22 protein-coding genes are annotated in these 22,272 nt (G+C 68.0%); 7 read left to right on the top strand and 15 right to left on the bottom strand.

Going from position 1 to position 22,272, the window contains the following annotated elements; translation table 11 throughout:
* Positions 1–16 precede the first annotated feature (16 nt).
* The 6 genes from UC35_RS21625 to UC35_RS21600 form a co-directional block, all read right to left on the bottom strand.
* Positions 17–541, bottom strand: a complete 525-nt coding sequence (locus tag UC35_RS21625; protein WP_061503375.1) for a disulfide bond formation protein B — start codon at positions 539–541, stop codon at positions 17–19.
* A gap of 34 nt (positions 542–575) precedes the next feature.
* Positions 576–1,682, bottom strand: a complete 1,107-nt coding sequence (locus tag UC35_RS21620) for a sulfate/molybdate ABC transporter ATP-binding protein (RefSeq protein WP_061503374.1) — start codon at positions 1,680–1,682, stop codon at positions 576–578.
* Between the two features lie 2 nt (positions 1,683–1,684).
* Complete coding sequence (gene cysW, locus UC35_RS21615) at positions 1,685–2,605, bottom strand: sulfate ABC transporter permease subunit CysW (protein ID WP_061503373.1); 921 nt, start codon at positions 2,603–2,605, stop codon at positions 1,685–1,687.
* Positions 2,602–3,486, bottom strand: coding sequence for a sulfate ABC transporter permease subunit CysT (gene cysT / locus UC35_RS21610; protein WP_061503372.1), 885 nt, complete (start codon positions 3,484–3,486; stop codon positions 2,602–2,604). Before cysT ends, cysW begins: the two co-directional genes overlap by 4 nt.
* Complete coding sequence (locus UC35_RS21605) at positions 3,486–4,481, bottom strand: sulfate ABC transporter substrate-binding protein (RefSeq protein WP_061503371.1); 996 nt, start codon at positions 4,479–4,481, stop codon at positions 3,486–3,488. Before UC35_RS21605 ends, cysT begins: the two co-directional genes overlap by 1 nt.
* 160 nt (positions 4,482–4,641) lie before the next feature.
* Positions 4,642–5,397, bottom strand: coding sequence for an IclR family transcriptional regulator domain-containing protein (locus UC35_RS21600; RefSeq protein WP_061503370.1), 756 nt, complete (start codon positions 5,395–5,397; stop codon positions 4,642–4,644).
* Positions 5,398–5,525: 128 nt separating this feature from the next.
* On the opposite strand from UC35_RS21600, the gene pobA reads away from it, so the two are divergent.
* Positions 5,526–6,698 carry a 4-hydroxybenzoate 3-monooxygenase gene (gene pobA / locus UC35_RS21595; RefSeq protein ID WP_061503369.1) on the top strand — a complete coding sequence of 391 codons (1,173 nt, stop codon included), beginning with the start codon at positions 5,526–5,528 and terminating at the stop codon, positions 6,696–6,698.
* 3 nt (positions 6,699–6,701) lie between these two features.
* Here pobA and UC35_RS21590 read toward each other — a convergent pair whose 3' ends face one another.
* Genes UC35_RS21590 through UC35_RS21575 form a run of 4 tightly spaced genes read right to left on the bottom strand, consistent with a single transcriptional unit; the run spans position 6,702 to position 10,988 of the window.
* Complete coding sequence (locus tag UC35_RS21590) at positions 6,702–7,880, bottom strand: acyl-CoA dehydrogenase family protein (protein ID WP_061503368.1); 1,179 nt, start codon at positions 7,878–7,880, stop codon at positions 6,702–6,704.
* Between the two features lie 8 nt (positions 7,881–7,888).
* On the bottom strand, positions 7,889–8,863 hold the full coding sequence (locus tag UC35_RS21585) for a tripartite tricarboxylate transporter substrate-binding protein (protein WP_061503367.1): 975 nt from the start codon (positions 8,861–8,863) through the stop codon (positions 7,889–7,891).
* Between the two features lie 39 nt (positions 8,864–8,902).
* Positions 8,903–10,090: a CaiB/BaiF CoA transferase family protein gene (locus UC35_RS21580; protein WP_061503366.1), complete on the bottom strand. Its 1,188-nt coding sequence runs from the start codon at positions 10,088–10,090 to the stop codon at positions 8,903–8,905.
* Between the two features lie 46 nt (positions 10,091–10,136).
* Positions 10,137–10,988 (bottom strand): FAS1-like dehydratase domain-containing protein, encoded by an 852-nt coding sequence (locus tag UC35_RS21575; RefSeq protein WP_061503365.1) that lies wholly within the window; start codon positions 10,986–10,988, stop codon positions 10,137–10,139.
* Positions 10,989–11,037: 49 nt separating this feature from the next.
* Between UC35_RS21575 and UC35_RS21570 the strand changes: the two genes are divergently transcribed.
* The 5 genes from UC35_RS21570 to UC35_RS21550 all read left to right on the top strand — a co-directional run bounded on the left by UC35_RS21570 (position 11,038) and on the right by UC35_RS21550 (position 14,702).
* Positions 11,038–11,934, top strand: coding sequence for a CoA transferase (locus UC35_RS21570; protein ID WP_061503364.1), 897 nt, complete (start codon positions 11,038–11,040; stop codon positions 11,932–11,934).
* Positions 11,935–12,028: 94 nt separating this feature from the next.
* A complete protein-coding gene (locus UC35_RS21565) occupies positions 12,029–12,484 on the top strand; it encodes a phasin family protein (RefSeq protein ID WP_061503363.1) in 456 nt (151 codons plus the stop codon).
* 147 nt (positions 12,485–12,631) lie between these two features.
* Positions 12,632–13,264 carry a response regulator transcription factor gene (locus tag UC35_RS21560; protein ID WP_061503994.1) on the top strand — a complete coding sequence of 211 codons (633 nt, stop codon included), beginning with the start codon at positions 12,632–12,634 and terminating at the stop codon, positions 13,262–13,264.
* A gap of 98 nt (positions 13,265–13,362) precedes the next feature.
* Positions 13,363–14,352, top strand: a complete 990-nt coding sequence (locus UC35_RS21555) for a Ku protein (protein WP_061503362.1) — start codon at positions 13,363–13,365, stop codon at positions 14,350–14,352.
* A complete protein-coding gene (locus UC35_RS21550) occupies positions 14,349–14,702 on the top strand; it encodes a BON domain-containing protein (RefSeq protein ID WP_082793429.1) in 354 nt (117 codons plus the stop codon). The genes UC35_RS21555 and UC35_RS21550 overlap by 4 nt, the downstream gene beginning before the upstream one ends.
* Here the strand turns inward: UC35_RS21550 and UC35_RS21545 are convergent, their stop codons facing one another.
* The 5 genes from UC35_RS21545 to UC35_RS21525 all read right to left on the bottom strand — a co-directional run bounded on the left by UC35_RS21545 (position 14,703) and on the right by UC35_RS21525 (position 21,126).
* On the bottom strand, positions 14,703–15,281 hold the full coding sequence (locus tag UC35_RS21545; protein WP_061503360.1) for a hypothetical protein: 579 nt from the start codon (positions 15,279–15,281) through the stop codon (positions 14,703–14,705). It lies immediately after the preceding gene.
* Between the two features lie 208 nt (positions 15,282–15,489).
* Complete coding sequence (locus tag UC35_RS21540; protein WP_061503359.1) at positions 15,490–15,726, bottom strand: KGG domain-containing protein; 237 nt, start codon at positions 15,724–15,726, stop codon at positions 15,490–15,492.
* A 108-nt stretch (positions 15,727–15,834) separates the two neighbouring features.
* Positions 15,835–18,078: a DUF3482 domain-containing protein gene (locus UC35_RS21535; protein WP_061503358.1), complete on the bottom strand. Its 2,244-nt coding sequence runs from the start codon at positions 18,076–18,078 to the stop codon at positions 15,835–15,837.
* A 71-nt stretch (positions 18,079–18,149) separates the two neighbouring features.
* Entirely contained in the window at positions 18,150–20,495 is a 2,346-nt protein-coding gene (locus tag UC35_RS21530) for a YgiQ family radical SAM protein (protein WP_061503357.1), read from the bottom strand.
* A gap of 85 nt (positions 20,496–20,580) precedes the next feature.
* A complete protein-coding gene (locus UC35_RS21525; RefSeq protein WP_145979572.1) occupies positions 20,581–21,126 on the bottom strand; it encodes a CHRD domain-containing protein in 546 nt (181 codons plus the stop codon).
* A gap of 228 nt (positions 21,127–21,354) precedes the next feature.
* Between UC35_RS21525 and UC35_RS21520 the strand changes: the two genes are divergently transcribed.
* Positions 21,355–22,254 (top strand): crotonase/enoyl-CoA hydratase family protein, encoded by a 900-nt coding sequence (locus tag UC35_RS21520; protein WP_061503356.1) that lies wholly within the window; start codon positions 21,355–21,357, stop codon positions 22,252–22,254.
* The last annotated feature ends 18 nt before the right edge of the window (positions 22,255–22,272 follow it).

Raw genomic sequence — 22,272 nt, 5'->3', positions numbered from 1 at the left:
CGCGCCGGACCCTGCTTCAGGCGAACGAGGTCCGGCCCACGGGCCGGCGTGCCAGCCGGACGGCCAGCACGAGGCCGACCAGCGCGAACAGGCAAAACCACAGGAACGACCAGTTGGCGATGGAGCCGCCCAGGAAGGTCCAGTCGATCTTGGTGCAGTCGCCGCTGCCCCGGAAGATCATCGGGATGGCCCGCTTGAGCGGGAAAGTCTCGATCATCCCGTAGAAATCGCGGCCGCAAGAGGCCACTTCGGGCGGATACCACTGCATCCAGCTCTGGCGCGCGGCGACGAAGGCGCCGAAGCCGGAGAAGAGCGTGATCAGCCCGCCACCCGCGATCCAGGCGCCGCGGTTCCGGGCGAACGCCGCAAGGGCGGCGACGATTGCCACCAGCACCAGCGCATAGCGCTGCACGATGCACATGGGGCAGGGTTCCAGGCCCACCACATGCTGCAGGTACAGGCCGAACGCCAGCATGCCGGCGCAGATCGCAGCCACCAGCGCCAGCACGCGTCGCGGCGCTTTGTCAAACCAATCGAGCAAGACTCACCTCCTTTGAGCGGCGGACGCCCCGCTCTCAGGCACCGCCTTCCACGAACACCCGCGCACGGCGCGGGGTCACCACCAGCGTCTCGCCTTCCCGGAAACCCTGGTCCCGGAACTGCTGCGCAGGAATCTGCGCCTCGATGATGGCGTCACCCCCGGATGGAGTCTCGCCAACCGGGATGAGTTCCAGCCTGGCGATCGGTCCGACCACGATGGCGCGGCTCAATTGCACCACAATGCCGCGCGGGCGGCCCGACGCGTCCACGCCCTCCCCCGGCGCGTACCGGTGCACATCCAGGTCGTGTGGCCGCACGTAGGCGAATGCCTTGGCGTCCTGCACGTTGGCATGCTCGGGCGACTCGAGCTGCATGCCCTCCAGGTGCACCTCGCCTTGGTGGGCGCGCCCATGGAAAAGATTGACGTCGCCCAGGAAGCCGTACACGAAGGGACTTGCGGGATGGTCCCACACCTCCTGCGGCGACCCGACCTGCTCGACCTTGCCGGCGTTCATCAGGACCACCCGGTCGGCAACCTCCAGGGCTTCCTCCTGGTCGTGGGTGACGAAGATGCTGGTCACGTGCAACTCGTCGTGCAGGCGGCGCAGCCAGCGGCGCAGTTCCTTGCGCACCTTGGCGTCGAGCGCGCCGAAGGGTTCGTCGAGCAGCAGTACCTTGGGCTCCACCGCGAGCGCGCGCGCCAGGGCGATGCGCTGACGCTGCCCGCCCGACAGCTGCGCCGGGAAACGGTCGGCCAGCCAATCGAGCTGCACCAGCTTCAGGAGCTCATGCACCTTGTTTTTGATCTGGGTCTCCGACGGGCGCTGGCCGCGTGGCTTGACCCGCAGGCCGAACGCCACGTTCTCGAACACGGTCATGTGCCTGAAAAGCGCGTAGTGCTGGAACACGAAGCCGACCTGGCGCTCCCGCACGTGCACCTCGGTCGTGTCCTCGCCGGCAAACAGGATGTTGCCGGCGTCGGCGGTTTCCAGGCCGGCGATGATGCGCAGCAGCGTGGTCTTGCCGCATCCGGAGGGGCCCAGCAGCGCGATCAGCTCGCCGGACTGGATGTCGAGCGACACATCGCGCAGCGCGTGGAAGTCGCCGAAGCGCTTGCTGACGTTGCGGATCTCGATGCTCATGTTCAGGCCTTGACTGGGTTGCTCCCTCCCCCATGGGGGGAGGGCGGGGTTGGGGGCGCCTCGGGTGGCAGGTCCGCAGCAGCCTTCATCTCTCGCTCATGCTTCCATTCCGCCACCGACTTGATCACCAGGGTGACCAGGGCCAGCAGCGCCAGCAGCGAAGCCACCGCAAAGGCAGCCACCGACTGGTATTCGTTGTAGAGGATCTCCACGTGCAGCGGCATGGTGTTGGTCTGCCCGCGGATGTGGCCGGACACCACCGAGACGGCGCCGAACTCGCCCATCGCCCGCGCATTGCACAGGATCACGCCGTAGATCAGGCCCCACTTGATGTTGGGCAGCGTCACATGCCAGAAGGTCTGCCAGCCGCTCGCGCCCAGCACGATGGCCGCCTGCTCCTCTTCGTTGCCCTGCGCCTGCATCAGCGGGATCAGCTCGCGCGCGATGAAGGGGAAGGTGACGAAGACAGTGGCCAGCACGATCCCGGGCACCGCGAAGATGATCTTGATGTCGTGCGCCGCCAGCCACGGCCCGAACCAGCCCTGCGCGCCGAAGATCAGCACGTAGATCAGGCCGGCCACCACCGGCGACACCGAGAACGGCAGGTCCACCAGCGTGGTGAGGAAGGCCTTGCCGCGGAACTCGTACTTGGCAATGCACCAGGCCGCCGCGACGCCGAACACCAGGTTGAGCGGCACCGCGATGGCCGCGGTGACCAGCGTCAGCCGGATGGCCGACCAGGCGTCGGGTTCGCGCAGCCCGTCCAGGTAGGCGGCGAATCCCTTGCGCAATGCTTCGGTGAACACCGCCGCCAGCGGCAGCACCAGGAACAGCAGCAGGAAGCCGAGCGCCAGCGCGATCAGCGTCGTGCGGACCCAGGCCGCCTCGGTGGCGACCACGCGCTTTTGCGTCAGAGTGGTCATGCCGCCCCCGAGCGCCGGCGCTGCCAGACCTGCAGGCCGTTGATCACCAGCAGCAGGATGAAAGAGATGACCAGCATCACCACGGCCACCGCAGTGGCGCCGGCGTAGTCGTACTGCTCCAGCTTGCCGATGATGATCAGCGGCGTGATTTCCGAGACCATGGGCATGTTGCCGGCGATGAAGATCACCGAGCCGTACTCGCCGACCGCGCGCGCGAAAGCCATGGCGAAACCGGTGAGCAGCGCCGGCGCGATCGAGGGGAAGATCACCTTGCTGAAGGTCTGCCAGCGGGTGGCGCCCAGCGACATCGCGGCCTCCTCCAGCTCGCGCTCGGTGTCCTCCAGCACCGGCTGCACCGTGCGCACCACGAAGGGCAGCCCGATGAAGATCAGGGCGATCACCACGCCGTTCGGGTTGAAGGCCAGCTTGATGCCCAGCGGCTCCAGGTACTGCCCGATCCAGCCATTGCCCGCCAGCAGCGCCGTCAGCGAAATGCCGGCCACCGCCGTCGGCAGCGCGAACGGCAGGTCCACCAGCGCGTCGACGATGCGCTTGCCCGGAAAGCTGTAGCGCACCAGCACCCAGGCCACCAGCAGCCCGAACACCACATTGACCACCGCGGCGGCAAACGAGGCGCCGAAGGTCAGGCGGTAGGAGGCCAGGACACGCGGCGAGCTGATCGCATCCCAGAACTGCGCGCCGGTCAGCGTGAAGGTCTTGAAAACCAGCGCCGACAGGGGGATCAGGACGATCAGGCTCAGGTACAGCAGCGTGTAGCCGAGGGTGAGGTTGAAGCCGGGCAGCACCTTCTTGCTGCCGCCGCGCCCGGGAGCGGCGGCGGCCGGAAGCGGCGCAGCGAGGCTGGCGGCAGCCCCGGCCATCACTTGACCGTGTAGATCTTGTCGAACTGGCCGCCGTCGTTGAAGTGGACCTTCTGCGCCTCGGACAGCGAGCCGAACAGCTCCTGCACGGTGAACAGCTTGATCGGCTTGAACGTGTCGGGGTACTTCTTCAGCACCGCCTGGGAACGCGGACGGATGCTGTGCTTGGCGGCGATTTCCTGGCCTTCATCGGAATAGAGGAAGTTCAGGTAGGCCTTGGCGAGATCGGCCGTGCCTTTCTTGGCCACGGTGCGCTCGACCACGGCCACCGGGTTCTCGGCCACGATGCTGACCGAGGGGTAGACCACGTCCACCTTGTTGGCGCCGAATTCCTTGTTCACCGACTCGACTTCCGATTCGAAAGTCACCAGCACGTCGCCGGTGTTGCGCTGCAGGAAGGCCGTCGTGGCGTCGCGGCCGCCGCGCGCCAGCACCGGCACGTTCTTGTACAGCTTGGTCAGGAACTCCTGCGCCTGGGCGTCGGTGCCGCCCTTCTTCCTGACGTAGCCCCAGGCGGCGAGGTAGGCGTAGCGCCCGTTGCCGCCGGTCTTGGGGTTGACCACGACGACCTGCACGCCCGGCTTGATCAGGTCGTCCCAGTCCTTGACGCCCTTGGGATTGCCGTTGCGCACCAGGAAAAGCATGGTGGAACTGGTCGGCGCCGCGTTGTCGGGGAAGCGCTTGGCCCAGTCCTTGGCGACCACGCCCTTCTCGGCGAGGAACTCGATGTCGGTGGTGGTGTTCATGGTCACCACGTCGGCATCCAGACCGTCGGCCACCGCGCGCGCCTGCGCGCTGGAACCGGCATGCGACTGCTCGATCTTGACGTCCTTGCCGGTGGTCTTCTTGTAGTACGGAACAAAGGCCGCGTTGATGTCCTTGTAGAACTCGCGGGCTACATCGTAGGAAACGTTCAGCAGGCTTTGCTGGGCCGGCGCCAGGCCGCTGGCGGCCAGGGCCAGGGCGGCGATGAAGGTCTTGGTCTTGAAATTCATGATTGTTGGGTCCCTTGGGAAGCGCGCGCGTCCCCAGCGGACGGTGGTCCGGTGACGAAACGTCGATTGTCGGCAGCGCAGGTGCGGTTCCCAACAACTGTGTTGTTGTTTGTTAATGCGCGCCTGCGAATAAGGCTGCGCTTGGCGGGCCCTGGGCCGGCTACAGCAAGGCCCGCAATTCGCGGGCAGCCTCCAGCAGCAGCGGCAGCAGGACCGTCTCCAGGCTGCGCGGTGGCCGCTGGGCCGTGGTGACCACATTCAGGGCTGCCACCGTCTGCCCCTGCATGTTGCGCAGGGGAACGGCCAGCGCGAGCACGCCCAGCTCATGTTCCTCGCTCGACAGGCAGTAGTCGCGTTGGCGCACCGCCTCGATCAGCTCACGGAACCGGGCCGCATCCACGGTCGTGCGGGCCGTGAGCCGCGGCAGCTCGCGCCCCTTCAACCAGGCGTTGAACTCGGACCGCGCCTTCGCGGCCAGCAGCACGCGGCCAGTGGAGGTGGCATGGGCCGGTAGCCGCGCGCCCAGGTGCATGCCGTAGGCCAGCATGCGCGCCGCCCCGCTGCGGGCGACGATCACCGCCGCATCCCCTTCCAGCACCACGGCAGAGAAGGACTCGCCGGTCTGGGCCGCCAGCCGGTCCAGGGTCGGCTGCACCACGCGCGGCAGCCGGGCCGAGGCCAGGTAGCTGCCGGAGAAGCGCAGCACCTTGGGCGCCAGCCAGAAATAGCTGCCGTCGGTCTCCAGGTAGCCGAGGTGGGCCAGCGTGAGCAGGTGGCGGCGGGCCGCAGCGCGGGTGATGCCGGCCCGCTGCGCGGCCAGCGTCGCGTTCAGGCGCTGTCGCTCGGTGTCGAAACTCTCCAGCACAGCCATGCCCTTGGCCATGCCCTCGATGTAGTCGGCTTTCGCGATGCTCATGGGAAACGAGAGGTTGCGCGATGATCGCGCAAGGTGTGCAATCATCGCACAACGCTGCTCCCCTGGCCTTGCTGCCGCCTGCCGCCGGCGCCTAAGCTCCGTTGCAGGAGAACCCAAGGAGACAATCCATGCGCACCCAGGTCGCCATTGTCGGCGCCGGCCCCGCCGGCCTTCTGCTCGGCCAGCTGCTGCACAAGGCCGGCATCGACAACATCATCCTCGAGCGCCATACCGGCGACTACGTGCTCTCGCGCATCCGCGCCGGCATCATCGAGCAGGTCTGCATCGACCTGATGGACGAAGCCGGCGTCGGCGCGCGCATGCACCGCGAAGGGCTGGTCCATGGCGGCATCGACCTGCTGTTCGGAGGCCGCCGCCACCGCATCGACATGAACGGCCTGACCGGCGGCAAGAACGTGATGGTCTACGGCCAGACGGAGCTGACCCGGGACCTGATGGATGCGAGGCGCGAGCAGCAATTGCCGATCGTGTACGAGGCCCTGAACGTCGCCGTCAGCGACTTCGATACGGCCAGGCCGCGCGTCACCTACGAGAAGGATGGCCAGAAGCACGAGATCCAGTGCGACTTCATCGCCGGTTGCGACGGCTTCCATGGCGTGTGCCGGGCCAGCGCCCCGCGCAGCGCGATCCGCGAATACGAGAAGGTCTATCCCTTCGGCTGGCTTGGCCTGCTTTCGGAAACGCCGCCGGTGCACGACGAGCTGATCTACGCGAACAGCCCGCGTGGATTCGCCCTGTGCTCCATGCGCAGCCACACGCGCAGCCGCTACTACGTGCAGGTGCCGCTGACGGAAAAGGTCGAGGAATGGTCGGATGACGCCTTCTGGCAGGAGCTGAAACTGCGCCTCGATCCCGAGGCGCGCGAGAAGCTGGTCACCGGGCCCAGCATCGAAAAGAGCATCGCCCCGCTGCGCAGCTTCGTCACCGAGCCGCTGCGCTTCGGCCGCATGTTCCTGGCCGGCGATGCCGGGCACATCGTGCCGCCCACCGGGGCCAAGGGACTCAACCTGGCGGCCACGGATGTGAAGTACCTCTCCAGTGCCTTCATCGAGCACTACCGCGAAAAGAGCGACGCCGGGCTGGACACCTACTCGCAACGCTGCCTGTCGCGCATCTGGAAGGCCGAGCGCTTCTCCTGGTGGTTCACCGGCCTCATGCACCGCTTCCCCGGCGAAGGCGAGATTGCCCAGAAGTTCCAGGAAGCGGAACTGGACTACCTCGTGCACTCCAGGGCCGCGTCCACGGTGATGGCCGAGAACTACGTCGGCCTGCCCCTCTAGGGCCTAAAACGAGCGCGGCAAGCCGAGCACGTGCTCGGCGATGTAGGAGTAGATCAGGTTGGTCGAGATGGGCGCGACCTGATACAGCCGCGTCTCGCGGAACTTGCGTTCCACGTCGTACTCGGCCGCGAAGCCGTAGCCGCCGTGCGTCTGCAGGCAGGCTTCGGCGGCCTCCCAGGAGGCCTTGGCCGCGAGGTACTTCGCCATGTTCGCCTCGGCTCCGCAGGGCTTGTGCGCATCGAACAGCTCGCAGGCCGCGAAGCGCATCAGGTTGGCGGCCTCGGTCTCGATGTAGGCCTGGGCAATCGGGAACTGCACCCCCTGGTTCTGCCCGATCGGGCGGTCGAACACCACGCGTTCGCTGGCATAGCGGCGGGCCTTCTCGATGAACCAGTAGGCGTCGCCTATGCACTCGGCCGCGATCAGGGTGCGCTCGGCGTTGAGCCCGTCGAGGATGTAGCGAAAGCCCTGCCCTTCTTGACCGATCATCTGCTCGTGCGCCACCTCCAGGCCGTCGAAGAACAGCTCGTTGGTCTCGTGGTTGACCATGTTGCGGATCGGCCGCACGCTCATGCCGTGGGCCAGCGCGGCTTGCACCTCGACCAGGAACAGCGACATGCCTTCGGTCTTGCGCGCGGCCTGCGACAGCGGCGTGGTGCGCGCCAGCAGGATCATCAGGTCTGAATGCTGCACGCGCGAGATCCAGACCTTCTGGCCGCTGATGACCCAGCGGTCGCCGCCGGGCCCGGATCGCCTCACGGCCGTGGTGCGGATCTTCGAGGTGTCGGTGCCGGCTGCCGGCTCGGTGACGCCCATGGACTGCAGCCTGACCTCACCGGCGGCGATGCGCGGCAGCCATTGCCGCTTCTGCGCCTCGGAGCCGTGCCGAAGCAGCGTGCCCATGTTGTACATCTGGCCATGGCACGAGCCGGCGTTGCCGCCGGAGCGGTTGATCTCTTCCATGATCACGCTGGCTTCGGCCAGGCCCAGGCCGCTGCCGCCGAACTCCTGCGGGATCATGGCGGCCAGCCAACCGCCCTGCGTGAGCATGGCGACGAAGGCTTCCGGGTAGCCGCGCTGTTCGTCGACACCCTGCCAATAGGCGGCATCGAAGGCGCCGCAGGCGGCGCGCAATGCCTCGCGCAATTCGCCGAAGCGGTCGGCCTGCGGCAGCGCCTTCATCCCTGCACCTAGTCGGCGAAAGTGCCGGTCGACTTGATGATCGGCCCCCACTTGTCGATCTCGGACTTGAGCCACACCTGCAGCGACTCGGGCGTGAGCTTGCTGTCGGGAACGATTTCCGCGCCCAGGTCCGCCATGCGCTGGATCACCGCCGGATCCTTCAGCGCGGCACGCACCGCCTGGTTCATCTTGTCGAGGACCGGCTTGGGCGTGCCTTTGGGTGCGTAGATGCCGTGCCACACCACCAGCTCGAAGCCCTTCAGCCCCTGCTCGTCCAGGGTTGGTGCGTCGGGCAGCGCCTTGATGCGATTCTTCGTGGTCACGCCGTAGAACTTCACGTTGCCGGCCTTGATCTGCGGAATCGTCTGCGTGGTCTGGTCGCAGAGGACGTCGACCTGGCCGGCCAGAAGCGCGTTCATCGCCGGCGCGGTGCCCTGGAACGGCACGGCCGTCAGCTTCACGCCCAGCTCGCGCTCCAGCAGCAGGCCGCACAGCTGCGACACGGCCCCCAGCCCGGCGTTGGCCAGGTTGATCTTGGCCTGGTTCGCCTTCACGTAGGCGACGAGCTCGCTCAGGTTGCTCGCCGGGAAGTCCTTGCGTGCCAGCAGCGTCATCGGCACCTCCACCGCCTGGCTCACGTACTCGAAGTCGGCGAGCGCGTTGTAGGAAAGCTTGCGGTACAGCGCCGTGGACGTGGCCATCCCGTTGTGATGGATGAAGAAGGTGTAGCCGTCCGGGGTGGCGCGGGCCACGTAGCCGGCCGCGATGGTGCCTCCTGCGCCGAGCTTGTTCTCGACCACCACGGTCTGGCCGAGCGACTTGGTCATGGATGCGCCGAGCGTGCGCGCCACCACATCGGTGGGGCCGCCTGCGGCGAAGGGAACAACCAGGGTGATCGGACGGGCCGGCCAGTCGCTTTGCGCGAATGCGCCCGCGGCGAACAACCCGGCCAGGCCTGCCAGGAACCAACGACGGAATTTCATGATGTCTCCTGCTGTTATGGAACTCTGACTTCGACTCGATCAGACCGCCTGGCTCGCACGCAAGGCGGAAATCTCGGGGTCAGCGTATCCCAGCTCACGCAGGATCAAATCGGTATGTTCCCCCACCGCGGGGACCGCATTCATGCGGGCCTCGCCCGGCCGTTGGCCCGGCGGCCAGAGCGCCGCCACCGGCCCGGCCGGCGTCGCCACTTCACTCCAGCGCCGCCGCGCCCGCAATTGCTGATGCGACCACAGCCCATCCATGTCGTTGACCTGGGCATTGGCGATGCGTGCCGCCTCCAGCCGCTCGATCACCTGCCCGGCCGTCAGGCCGGCGAAGACGGCGTCGATCTCCGCGCGCAGCAGGCCCCGGTGCTGCGAACGTACCGAGTTCGTGTTGAAGCGCGCATCGCCGGCGAGTTCCGTGCGTCCCAGCACGCGATCGCAGAACAGCTGCCACTCGCGCTCGTTCTGCAATCCCAGCATCACCGTGCCCGGCTGGCCGATCGCGTGCCCGCAGTCGAACGGCCCGTACGGATAGATGGTCGCGTGGCTGGCGCCCGCGCGCGGCGGCGGCATCGCGCCCTCGAACGCGTAGTACAGGGGATACCCCATCCACTCCGCCATGGCTTCCAGCATCGAGACGTCGATGTGCCGGCCGCGGCCGCTGCGGCCGCGCTCGATCAGCGCCGCCAGCACGTTGGTGTAGGCGTACATGCCGGCGGCGATGTCGGCGATCGAGATGCCGGCCTTCACGACTTCGCCCGGCGTGCCGGTCACGGACAGGAAGCCGGATTCGGCCTGGATCAACAGGTCGTAGGCCTTCTTGTCGCGATAGGGGCCATCGTTGCCGTAGCCGGAGATGTCGCACAGGATCAGCGACGGCCTGCGCGCCGAAAGCGCCGCCCAGCCCAGCCCCAGGCGCTCGGCCGCGCCGGGCGCGAGGTTCTGCACCACCACGTCGGCACGGTCCACCAGGCGCATCAGGGCCTCGCGGGCGGCGTCCTGCTTCAGGTCGAGCGCGAGGCTCTCCTTGCCGCGGTTGGCCCAGACGAAGTGCGAGGACTGGCCCTTGACGCGCGTGTCGTAGCCGCGCGCGAAGTCGCCGGCCCCGGTCCGCTCCACCTTGATCACGCGGGCGCCCAGGTCGGCCAGTTGGCGGGTCGCGAAGGGCGCGGCGATGGCGTGTTCCAGCGCGACCACCGTCACGCCATCGAGCGGCTTCATTGACGACCTCCGCCCCCGTCGGCGGCCTTCGGAGCGGCCCTGCAGCTCATTCGGCGAACTCCATGCGCGCGGCCATGGCCTTGTGGCCCTCGAAGTCGCGGATCCACAGGTCTATCGCCGCCGGGCCTTGCGGCGCGCCGCACACGTCGAAGGGATGCAGGTCGAACACCGGCTTGAGCGCGCGGAACGAAAACGACGCGGGCCTGCGCCCGGGCAACTCGCGCACGGCCAGCTGCGCCAGCAGGGTGGCCATCAGCGGACCGTGCACCACCAGCCCCGGGTAGCCCTCGACCTGCGTCACGTAGCGCCGGTCGTAGTGGATGCGATGGCCGTTGAAGGTCAGGGCGGAGTAACGGAACAGCAGCACGTCGTCGGGGACCACGCGCTGCCGGGCGCCGGCGGCCGGGGCGGGTTCGTATTGCGGCGCCGCGCTGCCGGCCACCGTGTCGCCGCGATACACGATGTCGTGGAACTCGCGCAGCAGCAGGCCCTGCCGGCCGGTGAGCTCGTGGCGCACCCGCACGAAGCAAAGCGGCCCGGTGCGGCCGGATTTCACTTCGACATCCTCGATGAAGGAACTCCGCTGGATCTCCTCTCCGATCCGGAGCGGTGCCATGAATTCCAGTCTTCCACCGGCCCACATGCGGCGTGGCAGTGGCACCGGCGGCAGGAAGCCGCCGCGGCGCGGATGCCCGTCCGGCCCCAACTCGGACTGCCGCGCGGCCGGCAGGAAATACAGCCAATGCCACAGCGGCGGCAGTTCGGCGGGCAAATCTCCGGGCGGCAGGTCCAGGGTCGCCGCCAGCATGCGGACCGGCCCCGCCGTCACCACGTCGCGGGTGGTTTCGCTGCGGCCAACCCAGGTCCTGAGGTGCTCTGCATCCACTTCCATGGCCATCTCGTCCTCTTGTGTCTGCTAGTCTTGCACAAAACTCCCGAGCCCACCCATGGCCCCCGCTCCTGCCCTCCTTTCGCACACGCGTATCCTCAGCTTCGCGCTGAATCTCCCGGGGCCGGCGGCCCTGATGCGCTGCCGGCGCATGGGCGCCACCTGCGTGAAGATCGAGCCGCCCGCGGGCGATCCCATGGCCGCCTACAACGCCCACGCTTACGCGCAGCTGCACGAAGGCGTGAAGGTGATCACCGCTGACCTCAAGACCCAAGCGGGCCAGACGGTGCTGCACCGCGAACTGGCCAAGACCGACATCCTGCTCACCTCCTTCCGGCCATCGGCACTGCGCAAGCTGGGCCTGGAGTGGAAAACGCTGCAGGCTCGCTATCCATCGCTGTGCCATGTGGCCATCGTGGGCGCGCCCGGCGAGCAGGCCGAAGAGCCGGGGCACGATCTCACGTATCTCGCCGGGCATGGCCTGGTGCCGGGGCTCGACCTGCCGGCCACGCTGTATGCCGACATGAGCGGCTCGCTCATGGCCAGCGAAGCGGTCCTGCAGGCGGCGCTGCACCAGTCCGAACGCTATGCCGGCGCCGGGGAAACGCCGCGCGGCCTTTACCTCGAAGTCGCACTGTCCGAGGCCGCTGCGTACGTCGGCCTGCCGCGGCAATGGGGCCTCACGCGGCCCGAGGGCGCGGTCGGCGGCGCGCATGCCGGCTATCGCGTGTATCCGTGCAGGAACGGGCGGGTGGCGGTGGCCGCGCTGGAGCCGCATTTCGCCGCGGCGCTGTGCGAGGCGGCAGGCGCCCCCGCGAGCGACGTCCGCGCGATGTTCACACCGGTTGTGCACGAGGCAATCGCGCGCTTCCTGCTTGGGCGAAGCTGCGAGGAACTGGACCGCCTGGCCGTCGAGAAGGACATTCCCCTGCACACGATACCCGACCTCACGTAGCGAGAGGTAAGGCCGTCAACACTTCGCATTGCGACACGAAAAGCGATGGGGGCCGCTGGTAAGGTGACCCGCTTTCGCAAGGAGGCAATTGCAGATGACAGCGAAGGCTTCGCGCGCAGATTCCGCGCGCCTGATGACGGAAATGCCTTTCACTACCTTCAGCTTTTTCACGGAGATGCCACGGCGCCAGCTGGCGCTGATGGCACAGTCGGCAAGCGCGTTGTTCCGCGGGTCGCAGGAAGTGCGCCAGATCCAGCAGGATGCGGCGCAGCGCGCCAGCGAGCACTATGAGGAAGCCATGCATCGCCTGCGGGGCGATTGCGACTACAACGACCTGCTGGCGGTGCAGGCGGAACTGATTCGCTTCAACATGCAGGAAGCGTCGCAATACTGGCAGCAGCTCGCGACCGCCGGCATGAAACTGCAGGCCGAGATGGTCAGCAGCGCCCGTGATGTCGCGCTGGAGGGCGGCGACCCCACGCTGGAATCGCTGCAACGCGTGTTCGCGGCCACGCTCAACGGATCTGGAACAGCTGCCTTCACGCACTGAGGCCCGTCGGTTGTCCTATGGCGCCCAGGCGCTGTAGGACAACGCCGCAATTTACGCGGCAATCACACCGGATCGCACCCCGCCCTCCCATTTGCGGCGCAAACTGGAAGGCTGCTGAGGTTTGCGGATCCAAGCATGAACGACTCCATTGTCAAGGTAGCGATCGTCGACGACCACGCGATCGTGCGGGCCGGCTTGCGGCAATTCCTGTCCGAGATGGTCGATTTGCGGGTGGTCGGCGAGGCCGCGAGCGGCCGCGAGGCCATCGATCTGGTGCGCAACACCGAGATCGACGTGCTGATCATGGACTTGTCGATGCCGGGCCAAAGCGGCATCGACGCGCTGGCCATGATCCGCGCCAAGGCACCCGACGTGGGCATCCTGATCCTCTCCGGCTATCCCGAGGAGCAGTACGCCGTCAATCTCATCCGCCAGGGCGCCAGCGGTTACCTCAACAAGGAATGCGAGCCGCTGGAGATCGTGAACGCGATCCGCACCATTGCGCTCGGCCGTCGCTACATTTCGCCGTCGGTGGCGGAACTGATCGCCCAGCAGCTCAACCGCAAGGAGGGCAGCGCCGCCCACGACCTGCTGTCGGAGCGTGAATTCCAGGTGTTCCTGAAGCTCGCCAAGGGCGAGACCGCCGGCGAGATCGCCAACGCCCTGTCGCTTTCCGTCAAGACCGTCAGCACCTACCGCACGCGGCTGATGGAAAAGATGGGCCTGACGTCCAACAGCGACCTGACTTACTACGCGCTGAAGAACAAGCTCATAGATTAGCCCGGCTCACCTCGAGCTGGCCCGGCTGGGCCGTGGGCGCACGCGCGGTTTCAGCCGCGTCCTACAGGCGCGGCCCGCGGATTCGCTATGGTGGCCGCATGGCACCTTCGAGCACTCGCACCTTGTGGAAAGGGGCGATCAGTTTCGGCCTCGTCCACATCCCGGTCACGCTGCATTCGGCCACGGCCGAGAGCCGCATGAAGTTCAACCTGCTGGACAAGCGCACCATGAACCCGGTGGGCAACCGGCAGGTGAACAAGAACACCGGCGAGGCCATGTCCAGGGAAGAAGTCGTCAAGGGATTCGAGTACGAGAAGGACCAATTCGTCGTCCTGTCGCCCGAAGAAATCAAGACGGCCCTTCCAAAGTCGACGCAGACCATCGAGATCGAGGCTTTCATCGATGGCGCGCAGATCCCTACCACCTACTACAACAAGCCTTATTACGTCGCGCCGGCCGCCAAAGGCGGCAAGCCCTACATGCTGCTGCTGGAGACCATGCGCCGCACCGGCAAGGTGGGCATCGCGCGGGTGGTGATCTCCACGCGGCAACACCTGGCGGCCCTGACGCCCACCAAGCAGGGCCTGGTGCTGGAGCTGCTGCGCTGGGCGGATGAAGTGCGGGACACGGCCGGCCTGCCGCTGCCGGCGGAAAGCGACACCAAGATCAGCGAGCGCGAACTCAAGATGGCCGAACAGCTGGTCGGCGATCTCGAGGACAAGTGGAAGCCCGAGGCCTACCACGACGAGTTCCGCGACAAGCTGCAGCAGCTGGTGGACGAGAAGGTCAAGGCGGGCGAAGGCGAACACCTGGTCAAGCCGATGGAGGGCGAAGAGATCCAGACCAGCGCGGACATCATCGACCTGACCGAGTTGCTGCGCCGCAGCCTGCGCAAGGGCGGCGGTGCCGCGGCCAGCAAAGAGGCCGAAGAGGCCGAAGAGGCCAAGCCGGCACGATCGACCCGCCGCAAGGCCGCTGCCAATGACGACGAAGCGCGGCCGCGCCGCGCGGCCGCCACCAAGAGCTCGTCGCGGGCCAGCACCACGACCCCCGTCAAGTCGAGGCGGTCCGGCAAGAAGGCGGCATGATGGACAGGACCCTGCCGCAAGGCTTTCCCATGAACAGCCCTTGGCTGGCGACACTGGCCGCCTTTGCGCTGGGCGCCGCGGCCACCTGGCTCACGGTGGCGGCGATCGACAACTGGAGGCGCGAGCCGTCGGGCATCAGCGACGACCTCCTGCGCGATCGCGTTCGCGCGCGCATCGGGGAGCTGGTCGCGCGGCCTGACGCCATCCGGGTCGCGGTCGAAGGCGGCGTGGTCCGCCTCTCGGGTGAAGTGCTGCCCCAGGAGCGCGACGCCCTCCTCTCGGCCCTCATCGTCGTTCCCGGCGTCTGGCGCGTGCGCAACGCGCTGGGCACCCTTCAAGAAGGCGCCTGATCAGGAACGGGAACTGCCGCGCGGCAGCGGCCGGGAATGCCGCTCGCCCTTGCGACACAGGCGCGCTTCGCGTGATTTCCAGGCACAAGGAATCCCCATGAGATCGATACAACGCTCCACATCCGTGGTGGCCATCGCACTCGCCGCCATCGCCGCGATGGGCGCCGGCACGGCCCTCGGCCAGGGCTCGTATGGCTCGCCCTTGAGCTCGCCCGGCCCCGGCAGCGCCGCGACCAGCCCGGGCAGCAGCACGAGCAGCACCGGCATGGGCGCAAGTCCGAGCAGCACCTCACCTTCAGGATCCTCGAGCTCAGGCACGACGGGCATGGGCGCCTCGAGCTCCGGAACGACTGGCCCGGGTGCGGCAGCCAGCCCCGCGGCCCCGGCGGCCTCCGCCATGGGAGCGCCAGGCTCAGGCACGCCTTCCGGCGGAACCGGCTCCGGCGCCGCCGGATCGACCCCCGGTGGCGCAAGCTCCGGCTCACCGTCCGGCAGCGGCACGACGAAATAGGCGCCAGTCCAGGTTGCAGGCTTGGCCTCACGCAGCGCAGGCTTGGACAGCCGCTTTGCGGAAAGCAAAGTCCGGGATCAGGGAAAGCTCACCGGCAACCGGACCAGCAGGCCCGGGGGGGCATCGGCGACGCCAAGGATGGCGTCAAGGACGCCCTGAAAAAGCCTTGATAAGGCTTGTTACCACGCAATTCAGGGCCACGGCATCGCGCCTTATTCGTTAAATTTGCCCGACCGCTCGGCCCGGCCTGCCAGCCCGGCCGAGGTATCGAACAGATCAGCTCGCGGGGTGGTCGGTGGGGCGCTGGTGGCGCTTCTTGCCGGCAGCGCGGGCTTCCTCGCTGCTGAACTGGTGAGCGCGGCCGCAGGCGTGCGCGGCCCGGCCACCCATGCTCGCGATTTCCTTCTTCTTCTCCGGAGACATGGCCGCGAACCCGCGCAGGCGCCGCTCGGGCGCGCTGGAAGCGGTCGGGTTCGTCGAGGCGGTGACGGGCGTAGTGCTGAGATCCTGCATGGTCGAGGCTCCTGTTGAAACGAAGAGCCATGCTCGCCCAAGCTCTGCCTGTCTCCTGTAGGACGCCGCCTTGCTCTGCTGTAGTCGGGGAGCGCCTGTTGCACACGGCTACATCTGGTGAAGCCGGCGCAGCACCACGCGCGCCATGTCCGCCAGGGTGCCCGAGAGCAGCGGCCCGAGCGAGTCCGGCGGCGGCTCGCGCCGGGCGTCGCTCCAGTAGCCCGGCAGGGGTTCCTGGTGTTCGTCGGCGACCTCGGCGACCTGCGCCTTCCACGCCCCGTCCGGCTCCTGCCGGCCACGCGCCCCGTGCACGACGGCGACATAGCGCAGCAAGGCCGCCTGCAGCAGCGCGTCGAGCATGGCGTCGCTGAGTTGAACAACCGTGGTGCCGTTTGGGCTGGCGCGATTCTTCCAGGCCGCGGCGATGTAGGCGGCGCTGCCGCCGAGGAGCGCCCCCAGGGCCGCCGCCGCGCCGAGCGTCAGGCCGCCGGCAACCAGGTCCACGGACGCCCCCATGGCAGCGCCTGTCGCGGCGCCGGCCACCCCGGCCTGGGGCGCGTGCACCGGCTGCTGCACGACGAAACGCTCCTCCAGCCGGTGCTCCATGTCGCGGCCGGCCTCGTCCAGCCCGTGGAGCCGATGCAGGGCCGACACCATGCGCGCGGCCGATGTGTCCAGGCGCTGCACGATCGCATCCATCGCCGCCTGCCGGGCGTCGGTCTGCGCCCGCCGCTCCGCCGGCAGCAGGCTCTTCACCGTGAGGGCGCCGGATTGCACTTCCTCCACCTGGCGCGCGGCGAACAGCAGGTGTTCCGAAATCGCCGCCATCGACAGGGCCAGCTTGTCCTCATGGCGCTCCTGCCAGCGCCGCGCGATCCGTTCGAAGCCGGTGCGATTGAGCTCGGGCAGCCGCCTGGCAATGGCGTCGAGCAGGGTCTCATCCTGGATCCAGCATTGCCCGAAGGATTCGAAAGGCAGGCCGCGGCCGGAACCCATGTCGATCTCGAGCACCGGCTTGCCGAGCCATTGAAGCAGCGCCGCCTCGTGCTCCGGTCGCCCACCCTGGGCATGCAGGACCACGTCGGCGCTGTCGCGCAACTGCGCCAGCGTGGCATCGCCGGACGAGGGCAGCGGTCCGTTGTCCGGGCCGATCCGCCCGCGCCACTGGGCCAGCCACCCCGGCGCCGCGGCCGGGGCGCCGGGCGCTGCGGGCGGATCGGCATCCGGCACCTCGACCAGCCGCAGCACGTCGCCGAATTCGGTGGACAGTACAACCGGCAGTGCCTGGGCGTTCTCCGCAATCACGCGCACCAGGCGCATGCGATCCTCATCGCGGGGCGCCAGCACCGCGAGCTGCACCCGGGTCGCCTTGAGCAGCGACACGATGCGCTGGTAATAGGCCTCCTGGAGGTTCATGGGCACCCGGTGCCGGAGGCGGCTTTCCCGCCAGGCGGCCCAGCTGGCGAGCACCAGCCGGGGCAGGATGACCACGGTGACCAGCAGCGCCACGTACATCCACACCCAGGCCGCGCCGCCGGCGACGCCACCGCCGCTGCTGAACCGCAGCTGCGCGACGTCGTCCACGGTGAACTCGCTGAAGGGCGCCACCAGCAGGGCCGGCAGCCGGAGCACGCTGAGGATGGCGAACACCTGCGGCGGCCCCAGGAAAGTGCTTTCCCACCCCACCCGGTACTCGACCACCAGGCCTCGCACCAGCAGCGATGCGATGACCCCGCCGGCCCAGGCAGCTGCGCACAAGTGCAGCACCCGTTTGCTGCGCTGCACGTGCAGGGCCTGCGCGACCTGGAACCAGAGCGCGTGGAAGCGCACCGCGACCTGCCCCTGGACGCTTCCCGGTCGGCGCCGCAGGGCCCGCGTGCCGTCCGCCCAGCGACCGACAGGCGCCAGCCACGAGCTGGCGCCGGCGCGCTTCGGCCACAAGGCATGGCCCGCGATCCCCAGGTAGACGGCCAGGTTCCAGGCCACGATGCCCAGCAGCGGGAGGGAGACCAAGTCGACCCGATGCGGATCGCCAATGGCATCGGTCGCGACCCCGACGAGGAAGGCGCCCAGCGGCAGCAGCCACTCCAGCCAGCGCGTCCAGCCCGCGGGCAGCTGCAGCGTGAGCAGGCCGGGTTGCCGCGCGCCGGCCGCCGCCAGCACACGCCCCGCGCGCAGCTGGATGAACTCCTCGTCGGGCACCCGGTCGCGCCCGGGATCGCGCCGCCGGGCTTCCAGCCTGGACTCCCGGTCGATCTGGTCGCGTTCCTCGGCGCTGAGCAGGCGCCCTTGCGTGTCGGCCGACTCGATCGCCTCGACCAGGATCACCTGACGTGCCGAGGCCTCATCCATGGACGGGCAAGCTGCTGGGGTTCATGCGTCGATTATCTCGACGGCGCACCCTTGCGGCGAGCTGCGCAGCGTCAGGTGCGCTTCTTTTGGGCGATCTTCGCCGAAGGCTTGGCGCCGCCGGTGACGCGCGGCGGCAGGCCGGTGTGCTGCGTCAGGACCAGCCCCTTGGCCGGGGTCGAGTTCTTGCGCCGCGCGCTGCTGTAGCCGCCGTCGGTCAGGGGCTGGTAGGCGGGCACCAGCTGGTGCTTGGCGCTGCCGATCAGGTCGGCCCGGCCCATGGCCTTGAGGGCTTCGCGCAGCACCGGCCAGTTGTTCGGGTCGTGGTAGCGCAGGAAGGCCTTGTGCAGGCGCCGGCGGCGCTCGCCGCGCACCACGTCCACGCTGTCTTCCAGCGCCGCCTTGCGGTGCACCTTGCGCAGCGTGTTGCGGCCGGAGTGGTACATCGCCGTGGCGGTCGCCATCGGGCTGGGATAGAAGGTCTGCACCTGGTCGGCGCGGAAGCCGTTGCGCTTAAGCCAGAGCGCGAGGTTCATCATGTCCTCGTCACTGGTGCCCGGATGCGCGGCAATGAAGTACGGGATCAGGAACTGCTTCTTGCCGGCTTCGGTGCTGTACTTCTCGAACATCGCCTTGAACTTGTCATAGGCGCCGATGCCGGGCTTCATCATTTTGGTCAGCGGCCCCTGCTCGGTGTGCTCGGGGGCGATCTTCAGGTAGCCGCCGACGTGGTGCTGCACCAGTTCCTTGACGTACTCGGGCGACTGCACCGCCAGGTCGTAGCGCACGCCCGACCCGATCAGGATCTTCTTGATGCCGCGCAGCTTGCGCGCGCGCTGGTAGATCCGCACCAGCGCCGAATGGTCGGTGTTCAGGTTCTGGCAGATCCCGGGGTACACGCAGCTGGGCTTGCGGCAGGCGGCCTCGATCTCCGGCGTCTTGCAGCCGATGCGGTACATGTTGGCGGTCGGCCCGCCGAGGTCGGAAATCACGCCGGTGAAGCCCGCCACCTTGTCGCGGATCTCCTCGATCTCGTGGATCACCGAGTCCTCGCTGCGACTCTGGATGATGCGCCCTTCGTGCTCGGTGATCGAGCAGAAGGTGCAGCCGCCGAAGCAGCCGCGCATGATGTTCACCGAGAAGCGGATCATTTCCCAGGCCGGGATCTTGGTGGCGCCGTCGTGGCTGCCCTTTTCATCGGCATAGGCCGGATGCGGGCTTCGCGCGTACGGCAGGCCGAATACAAAGTCCATCTCCGCGGTGGTGAGCGGTATCGGCGGCGCGTTCAACCAGACGTCCCGGTCGCCATGCGCCTGCACCAGCGCCCGGGCATTGCCCGGATTGGTCTCCAGGTGCAGCACGCGGTTGGCATGGGCATACAGCACCGCATCGGACTTGACCTGCTCGTACGCGGGCAGTCGAATCACTGTGCGATCACGCGGCGGCGGCTTTTTCCTTGCCCCCTCCCCCTCCGGGGGAGGGTTGGGGTGGGGGCGCTTCGTGAGGCTGGGGTTGGGGACGAAGTTCAATGGCTGCACGGAGCCAGCGCCCCCACCCCCGCCCTCCCCCGGAAGGGGAGGGAGCGAAGAAAGTTCCTTCTTGCACGTCTCTCCCTGCGCCTTCGCCTGGTCCGAGATCGTCATGTAGGGATTGACGTGGTCCTCCACGCGTCCCGGCTGGTCCACTTCGGTGGAGTCGATCTCGAACCAGCCTTCCGGCGTGGCGCGGCGCACGAAGGCGGTGCCGCGCACATCGGTGATCTCCTGCACTGGCTCGCGGGCGGCCAGGCGGTGCGCGATCTCGACGATGGCGCGCTCGGCGTTGCCATAGAGCAGCAGGTCGCACTTGGCGTCCACCAGGACGGAGCGGCGCACCTTGTCCGACCAGTAGTCGTAGTGCGCGATGCGCCGGAGGCTGCCTTCGATGCCGCCGAGCACGATGGGCGTGTCCTTGTAGGCCTCGCGGCAGCGCTGGCTGTACACGATGGCCGCATGGTCTGGGCGCCGGCCGGCCACGTCGCCCGGCGTGTAGGCGTCGTCGCTGCGGATCTTGCGGTCGGCCGTGTAGCGGTTGATCATCGAATCCATGTTCCCGGCCGTGACGCCGAAGAACAGGTTCGGCCGGCCCAGGGCCTTGAAGGGCTCCGCGCTCTGCCAGTCGGGCTGGGCGATCATGCCGACGCGAAAGCCCTGCGCCTCCAGCACCCGGCCGATCACCGCCATGCCGAAGCTCGGATGATCGACGTAGGCGTCCCCGGTGACGATGATGATGTCGCAGCTGTCCCAGCCCAGCGCGTCCATCTCGGCGCGGCTCATCGGCAGGAACCGGGACGTGCCGAAGCGGCTCGCCCAGTACTTGCGGTAGCTGGTGATGGGCTTCGCGGCGCGCGCGAAAAAGGAGACGTCGATGGGGGCGTTCATGCGAGAGCTGTGACCAACCCTCCATTTTACGTTTCGCCCCCTGTCGAGGCGTTTGCAGGGGTATCCGCCCCAGGGCGGCCGGGTCCTACTTCTTGCGCAGTTGGCCGCGAAGTTCGCCGCCGGGGTACTGCGCCGTGTGAATATTCACGTAATAGAGGCCTGCGGCCAGGTCGCCGTACTGCGCCTGCGTGATCGTTCCCTTGCCCTGCGCGCTCTGCGCGCCGGCGACACCTGCGAACGGCACCACCACACCCGCGTTGCTGCCCGCCGCCGCGGGACCGTGGATATGGCCCATGGTCGCCGGACCGGTGAGGCCGCTGTACGAGACCGTCCAGCTCACTTCATTGGTCTTCGTGTCAACACGCACTTCCGCCGTGCCCTGTCCCTTGCTGTTGGCAGCGGGCGGCACTTCCTCATTGGGCGTCAGCGTGGCCGTGTAGACCACCATCGAAGCGGGTGCAGTAGTGCTGGCTGCAGCGCCGCCGCCGCTGGGGGCAGCGGCCGCTGGGCCGTAGCCGCCGCCGGAGCTGGACGAGCTCGCGCCACCAGTTTGGCTTGCGCACCCTGCCGTGCCTAAGGCAATCACGCCTGCGGCCATCGCTGCATACAACAGGGTTTGTCGTTGGATCATGGCGGTTCTCCTTGTTGGGCCGATAGAACATGGAGTTTTGGCATGGCGACGGCATGCCGGGGACAGGAATTACCCGCCCTGCTCTGGCTCAGCTTCACTCATCGGGTGTCCGCGCTCATCGCTGCTCCGGTGGACTTCCCAGAATCAGAAACGGCCGCATCTCAGGGGATGCAGGGTTCAGCAGCGCGGCGGTGTAGGCTTGTTCCGTCACCGCCAAGGAGCTTCGCCATGCCCGACTTCAGCACCCTGCGCATCAGCCAGGATGAGAGCAATCCCCGCGTCGCGCGCCTGCTGCTCAACCGCCCCGAACGGCTGAATGCGATCAACGACGCCATGCCGCGGGAGATCCGCGAAGCGGTGGACTGGGCCAACGCCGAGCCGGCCGTCCATGTGATCGTCGTCGAGGGCGCCGGCAAGGGCTTTTGCGGCGGCTACGACCTGACGCAGTTCGGCCAGGGCCAGCTCGATCATCCGTGCCAGCAGGAGCGGCATCCCTGGGATCCCATGGACGATTACGCGTTCATGAAGCGCAACACCGAGGATTTCATGAGCCTGTGGCGCAGCCCCAAGCCGACGATCGCGAAGGTGCACGGACACGCCGTGGCGGGCGGCAGCGACATCGCCCTGTGCTGCGACCTCCTGGTGATGGCCGAGGATGCGCGCATCGGCTACATGCCCACGCGCGTGTGGGGCTGCCCCACCACGGCGATGTGGACCTACCGGCTCGGCCCCACGCGCGCCAAGCAGCTGATGTTCACCGGTGACACGATCGACGGCCGCACCGCGGCGCAATGGGGCCTCGCGAACGAGGCCGTGTCGGCCGAAGCCCTGGACGGCGCCACCATGGCCCTGGCCAGCCGCATCGCCGGTGTGCCGCGCAGCCATCTGGCCATGCACAAGATGGTCGTCAACCAGGTGCTGCTCGCCATGGGCATCGAACAGAGCCAGCAGATCGCGACCCTTTTCGACGGCATCACCCGGCACAACCCGGAAGGTCTCTGGTTCCGGCGCTACGCGCAAGCCGAGGGTTTCAAGGCGGCGGTGCAGTGGCGCGACAGCGGCCGGCCGATCCCGGAAGGCGACGAGGCGCGCGAGCGGATCCGGGAACTGGAGCAGCGGCGCGGCTAAGCCCCAGGCGCCATCGCG

The sequence above is a fragment of the Ramlibacter tataouinensis genome (assembly GCF_001580455.1).
GTDB lineage: Bacteria > Pseudomonadota > Gammaproteobacteria > Burkholderiales > Burkholderiaceae_C > Ramlibacter > Ramlibacter tataouinensis_B.
Note: the sequence above shows the minus strand (reverse complement) of the source record. Positions and strands in the feature narration are given on the sequence as shown.

Coding starts and splice junctions, on each gene's coding strand:
- cysT (WP_061503372.1), bottom strand. CDS start 3,486: ATGGCCGGGGCTGCCGCCAGCCTCGCTGCGCCGCTTCCGGCCGCCGCC.
- UC35_RS21600 (WP_061503370.1), bottom strand. CDS start 5,397: ATGAGCATCGCGAAAGCCGACTACATCGAGGGCATGGCCAAGGGCATG.
- UC35_RS21605 (WP_061503371.1), bottom strand. CDS start 4,481: ATGAATTTCAAGACCAAGACCTTCATCGCCGCCCTGGCCCTGGCCGCC.
- cysW (WP_061503373.1), bottom strand. CDS start 2,605: ATGACCACTCTGACGCAAAAGCGCGTGGTCGCCACCGAGGCGGCCTGG.
- UC35_RS21580 (WP_061503366.1), bottom strand. CDS start 10,090: ATGAAGCCGCTCGATGGCGTGACGGTGGTCGCGCTGGAACACGCCATC.
- UC35_RS21585 (WP_061503367.1), bottom strand. CDS start 8,863: ATGAAATTCCGTCGTTGGTTCCTGGCAGGCCTGGCCGGGTTGTTCGCC.
- UC35_RS21540 (WP_061503359.1), bottom strand. CDS start 15,726: ATGCAGGATCTCAGCACTACGCCCGTCACCGCCTCGACGAACCCGACC.
- UC35_RS21590 (WP_061503368.1), bottom strand. CDS start 7,880: ATGAAGGCGCTGCCGCAGGCCGACCGCTTCGGCGAATTGCGCGAGGCA.
- UC35_RS21520 (WP_061503356.1), top strand. CDS start 21,355: ATGCCCGACTTCAGCACCCTGCGCATCAGCCAGGATGAGAGCAATCCC.
- UC35_RS21565 (WP_061503363.1), top strand. CDS start 12,029: ATGACAGCGAAGGCTTCGCGCGCAGATTCCGCGCGCCTGATGACGGAA.
- UC35_RS21570 (WP_061503364.1), top strand. CDS start 11,038: ATGGCCCCCGCTCCTGCCCTCCTTTCGCACACGCGTATCCTCAGCTTC.
- UC35_RS21530 (WP_061503357.1), bottom strand. CDS start 20,495: ATGAACGCCCCCATCGACGTCTCCTTTTTCGCGCGCGCCGCGAAGCCC.
- UC35_RS21550 (WP_082793429.1), top strand. CDS start 14,349: ATGATGGACAGGACCCTGCCGCAAGGCTTTCCCATGAACAGCCCTTGG.
- pobA (WP_061503369.1), top strand. CDS start 5,526: ATGCGCACCCAGGTCGCCATTGTCGGCGCCGGCCCCGCCGGCCTTCTG.
- UC35_RS21575 (WP_061503365.1), bottom strand. CDS start 10,988: ATGGCCATGGAAGTGGATGCAGAGCACCTCAGGACCTGGGTTGGCCGC.
- UC35_RS21620 (WP_061503374.1), bottom strand. CDS start 1,682: ATGAGCATCGAGATCCGCAACGTCAGCAAGCGCTTCGGCGACTTCCAC.
- UC35_RS21525 (WP_145979572.1), bottom strand. CDS start 21,126: ATGATCCAACGACAAACCCTGTTGTATGCAGCGATGGCCGCAGGCGTG.
- UC35_RS21535 (WP_061503358.1), bottom strand. CDS start 18,078: ATGGATGAGGCCTCGGCACGTCAGGTGATCCTGGTCGAGGCGATCGAG.
- UC35_RS21555 (WP_061503362.1), top strand. CDS start 13,363: ATGGCACCTTCGAGCACTCGCACCTTGTGGAAAGGGGCGATCAGTTTC.